The 4,650-nt window shown below is 70.5% G+C and carries 5 protein-coding genes; 4 read left to right on the top strand and 1 reads right to left on the bottom strand.

Features of this window, described 5'->3' with window-relative positions; translation table 11 throughout:
• Nucleotides 1-82: 82 nt before the first annotated feature.
• On the bottom strand, nucleotides 83-1,060 hold the full coding sequence (locus ACWFRU_RS42180) for a 2-dehydropantoate 2-reductase (protein WP_453694149.1): 978 nt from the start codon (nucleotides 1,058-1,060) through the stop codon (nucleotides 83-85).
• A gap of 242 nt (nucleotides 1,061-1,302) precedes the next feature.
• Here ACWFRU_RS42180 and ACWFRU_RS42175 point away from each other — a divergent pair, with 242 nt between their 5' ends.
• From ACWFRU_RS42175 to ACWFRU_RS42160, 4 genes are all read left to right on the top strand, one after another.
• Nucleotides 1,303-2,637, top strand: coding sequence for an OFA family MFS transporter (locus ACWFRU_RS42175; RefSeq protein WP_453694147.1), 1,335 nt, complete (start codon nucleotides 1,303-1,305; stop codon nucleotides 2,635-2,637).
• Entirely contained in the window at nucleotides 2,606-2,749 is a 144-nt protein-coding gene (locus tag ACWFRU_RS42170; protein WP_451212382.1) for an MFS transporter small subunit, read from the top strand. Before ACWFRU_RS42175 ends, ACWFRU_RS42170 begins: the two co-directional genes overlap by 32 nt.
• A gap of 122 nt (nucleotides 2,750-2,871) precedes the next feature.
• The gene (locus tag ACWFRU_RS42165) at nucleotides 2,872-3,819 is read left to right on the top strand and encodes a beta-ketoacyl-ACP synthase III (protein ID WP_453443777.1); all 948 of its coding nucleotides are present in this window, start codon (nucleotides 2,872-2,874) and stop codon (nucleotides 3,817-3,819) included.
• A 97-nt stretch (nucleotides 3,820-3,916) separates the two neighbouring features.
• Nucleotides 3,917-4,597, top strand: coding sequence for a GntR family transcriptional regulator (locus ACWFRU_RS42160; RefSeq protein WP_365816007.1), 681 nt, complete (start codon nucleotides 3,917-3,919; stop codon nucleotides 4,595-4,597).
• The last annotated feature ends 53 nt before the right edge of the window (nucleotides 4,598-4,650 follow it).

The following is a 4,650-nucleotide window of genomic DNA, read 5'->3' as shown; positions in this document are numbered from 1 at the left end:
TCAACGTCGTCTACGCAATGCTCCGCGACCGCACACCCTACGAAGCCCGGCCACAACTGCGTCTTACCGCTTGACTTCAGCATTAGGCAGCGCTCCTCGTGCGGTCGGCCAGCAGGTCCGAGATGGCGTGGACGGTTCGGAGCGTCGGCACCGGGACCTCGGTGATCTCCGCGAGCTCCACGACGGCCGCGAGCAGCACGTCGAGTTCCAGGGGTTTGCCGCGCTCCAGGTCCTGGAGCGTGGAGGTGCGGTGGTCGCCGACGCGCTCGGCGCCCGCCAGGCGCCGCTCCACGGAGATGTCCGGGCGGCAGCCGAGTGCCGCGGCGACGGCGAGCGTCTCGCTCATCATGATCTCGATGACGCGGCGCGTGCCGCCGTGCCGGCACATCTCGCGCATGGTGGCGCGGGAGAGCGCGCTGATCGGGTTGAAGGAGATGTTGCCGAGCAGCTTGATCCAGATGTCGCCGCGCAGGTCGGGCTCGACGGGACACTTCAGGCCGCCGGCCCGCATGGCCTCGCTGAAGGCGAGACAGCGCTCGGAGCGCGAGCGGTCGGGCTCCCCGACGGAGAACCGGGTGCCTTCCAAGTGCCGTACGACGCCGGGGCCTTCGAGCTCGGTCGCCGCGTACACCACGCACCCGATGGCCCGTTCGGGCGCGATCACCGCACTGACCGCGCCGTCGGGGTCCACGCTGCTGACGCGGTGGCCGTCGTGCGGGCCGCCGTGCCGGTGGAAGTACCACCAGGGGATGCCGTTCTGGGCGGCTATGACCGCCGTCTTGTCGTGCAGGAGCGGCTCGATCAGCGGCCCGCACGCCGCGTACGAGTTGGCCTTCAGGCCCAGGAAGACATAGTCGACGGGGCCGATGTCGGCCGGGTCGTCGGTGGCGTGGGCCCGTGCGGTGAAGTCTCCGCGCGGGCTGTGGACACGTACTCCGTGCTGCCTCATGGCCGCCAAATGGGGTCCACGGGCGACGAGATGGACGTCGGCACCGGCGCGGTGCAGCGCGGCTCCGACGTAGGCGCCGATCGCACCGGCGCCGAGGACTGCGACTTTCACGGTGGCGCGCTCCGTTCGGTCGAGGGATCCGAAGAAGGCTCAGGATCGACATCGCATGCTCGGGACGGACGTACACCGCGTGCTTGTGACGGTCGTACACCGCATCCCACAACTGTCGATGGAATATTGTCTACAGTATGGAAGTTGGCCCAGCAAGGGGTCGCGCGGCACATTGCATACCGTCGACGGAATCGCGCCTGCCTCTTCCCAACTCCCCACCCGGGTTCCTACTGTTCGGGATCATGAGGCCCCCCGTCGCACCCCCGGGATGGAGCCGCTGGCTCGTACCGCCCGCCGCACTGTCCGTACATCTCTCCATCGGCCAGGCCTACGCCTGGAGCGTCTTCAAACCCCCGCTCGAATCAGCACTCGACCTCAGCGGCACCCAGAGCGCGCTGCCCTTCCAGCTCGGCATCGTGATGCTCGGCCTCTCGGCGGCCTTCGGCGGCACGCTCGTCGAGCGCAACGGGCCGCGCTGGGCGATGACGGTCGCCCTCGTCTGCTTCTCGTCCGGCTTCCTGATCGCGGCCCTCGGCGCGGCGATCAGCCAGTACTGGCTGATCGTCTTCGGCTACGGCTTCGTCGGCGGCATCGGCCTCGGCATCGGCTACATCTCGCCCGTGTCGACCCTGATCAAGTGGTTCCCGGACCGCCCCGGCATGGCGACCGGCATCGCGATCATGGGCTTCGGCGGCGGCGCGCTCATCGCGTCCCCGTGGTCCGCGCAGATGCTGGACTCCTTCGGCTCCGACAACGACGGCATCGCGCTCGCCTTCCTCGTGCACGGCCTCACGTACGCCGTCTTCATGGCGCTCGGCGTGTTCCTGGTGCGGGTGCCGCGTACGGAGGGGGCGCGGACGCCCGGCGCTCCCGGTGTGCTCGACGGGCCCCAGGTGTCCGCGCGGGCGGCCGTACGGACCCCCCAGTTCTGGTGCCTGTGGATCGTGCTCTGCATGAACGTGACGGCGGGCATCGGCATCCTGGAGAAGGCGGCGCCGATGATCACCGACTTCTTCGCCGACACCTCGACGCCGGTCTCGGCCGCCGCGGCGGCGGGCTTCGTCGCCCTGCTCTCCGCGGCGAACATGGCCGGACGCATCGGCTGGTCGTCGACGTCCGACCTGATCGGCCGCAAGAACGTCTACCGCGTCTACCTGGGCGTCGGCGCGCTGATGTATCTCCTGATCGTCCTCTTCGGGGACAACTCGAAGCCCCTGTTCATCGTCTGCGCGCTGGTGATCCTCTCCTTCTACGGAGGCGGCTTCGCGACGGTCCCCGCGTATCTGAAGGACCTGTTCGGGACCTACCAGGTCGGCGCGATCCACGGCCGTCTCCTCACAGCCTGGTCGACGGCGGGCGTGCTCGGCCCGCTGATCGTCAACTGGGTCGCCGACCGCCAGGAAGAAGCGGGCAAGAGCGGGGCGGGGCTCTACGGCCTCTCCCTCACGATCATGATCGGCCTCCTTGTCATCGGCTTCGTGGCGAACGAGTTCGTCCGGCCTGTCCACGCCCGCCACCACATTCCCGCCCCGAGGGAGGCAGCCCATGACGGCACCGACCAGCACGCCGCCAAGTGATCCGCCCCGCCGACGGGCGCTGATCGTCGCCGCCTGGGTCTGGGTGGGGGTTCCGCTCGCATATGGGGTGTATGAGCTCGTACACAAGGCCACCCAGCTCTTCACCGGGTGACGTGATGATGAGAAGTCGCCAAACCCGTCGCCCGATTCCTGTCGCTTTACGTGTCCTGTTACTGGTGAGTCGCTGAGCAGACTGGACGGTCCCGCATCTCCGGCAACAAGGGGGACCCGTTCATGCACGGCTCACGCATCGCCGCCGTCGGTCACTACCAGCCCGCCAAGATCCTCACCAACGAGGATCTGGCGGGCATGGTCGACACCAGCGACGAGTGGATCCGCTCCCGCGTGGGCATCCGCACCCGGCACATCGCGGGACCCGACGAGCCGGTCGACGAGCTCGCCGCGCACGCCGGGGCCAAGGCCGTCGCCGCGGCGGGCCTCGCGCCCGACGCCATCGACCTGGTCCTGGTCGCCACCTCCACCGCGATCGACCGCTCGCCGAACATGGCGGCGCGGGTGGCGGCCCGCCTCGGCATCCCCTCGCCGGCCGCCATGGACATCAACGTGGTCTGCGCGGGCTTCACGCACGCGCTCGCCACGGCCGACCACGCCGTGCGGGCCGGGGGCGCCACCCGCGCCCTGGTGATCGGTGCGGACAAGATGTCCGAGGTGGCCGACTGGACGGACCGCACCACGTGCGTCCTGGTCGGGGACGGCGCGGGCGCTGCCGTCGTCGAGGCGTGCGGCCCCGGCGAGGAGCCCGGCATCGGCCCCGTGCTCTGGGGCTCGGTGCCCGAGATGGGCAACGCCGTGCGGATCGAGGGCACGCCCCCGCGGTTCGCGCAGGAGGGCCAGAGCGTCTACCGCTGGGCGACGACGCAGCTCCCGCCGCTCGCCCGCAAGGCGTGCGAGCGGGCCGGGCTCACCCCGGCCGACCTGGCGGCGGTCGTCCTGCACCAGGCCAACCTGCGCATCATCGAGCCGCTCGCCGAGCGGATCGGCGCGGTCAACGCGGTCGTCGCCCGCGACGTCGTGAACTCCGGCAACACCTCGGCGGGCAGCATCCCGCTCGCCCTGTCCAAGCTGGTGGAGCGCGGCGAGATCAACCACGGCGATCCGGTGCTGCTGTTCGGCTTCGGCGGGAACCTGTCGTACGCGGGCCAGGTCATCCGCTGCCCGTAGCGGGACCGTCCCGTGTGACCGGCGCGACTCCCCCTGGTGCTGGCCATTGTGCTCAGTAGACTGTAGACAAAAGGCAATCGTCGAGGAGGGGACCGCGATGTTGTCCACAGGACTGCCGCAGGGGGCGGTGCCCAAGCTGGAACGCCCTGGTCCGCTCCGGGAGCGGGTCTACGAGGCGCTGCTCGAACTGATCACGACCCGCGCGCTCCAGCCGGGCCAGCACCTCGTGGAGAGTGAACTGGCCGGGCACCTCGGGGTGTCGCGGCAGCCCGTGCGCGAGGCGCTGCAGCGGCTCAACACCGAGGGCTGGGTCGATCTGCGGCCCGCCCAGGGCGCGTTCGTGCACGAGCCCACCGAGGAGGAGGCGGACCAGCTGCTCACGGTCCGCACGCTCCTGGAGGCGGAGGCGGCCCGGCTCGCCGCCGCCAACACCGGCACCGCGGGGATCACCGCCCTGGAAGAGCTGTGCGACAAGGGCGAGAAGGCCGTCGCCGACGGCGAGGTGGACCTGGTGGTGGCCACGAACGCGGCCTTCCACGCCAAGGTCATGGAACTCGCCGGCAACGTCGTCCTGGCCGAACTCGCCGGGCAGGTGGACCGCCGCGTGCGCTGGTACTACACGCCGGTGGCCCGTCAGCGCGGCAAGCAGTCGTGGATCGAGCACCGCAGGCTGATCGCGGCCATCGCCGAGCGCGACGAGGGCCGGGCCACGGAGATCATGCGCGCGCACACGGAACACACCCGCGAGACGTACCACCGCCGCGACCGCGACGCCTGACGCGTCGGCCCGACGGACCGAGCCGCGGAGACCTGGCCATGGGGCCAGGTCTC

Source organism: Streptomyces sp. NPDC055099, assembly GCF_053607685.1.
This window is presented reverse-complemented; position numbering and strand designations above follow the sequence as displayed.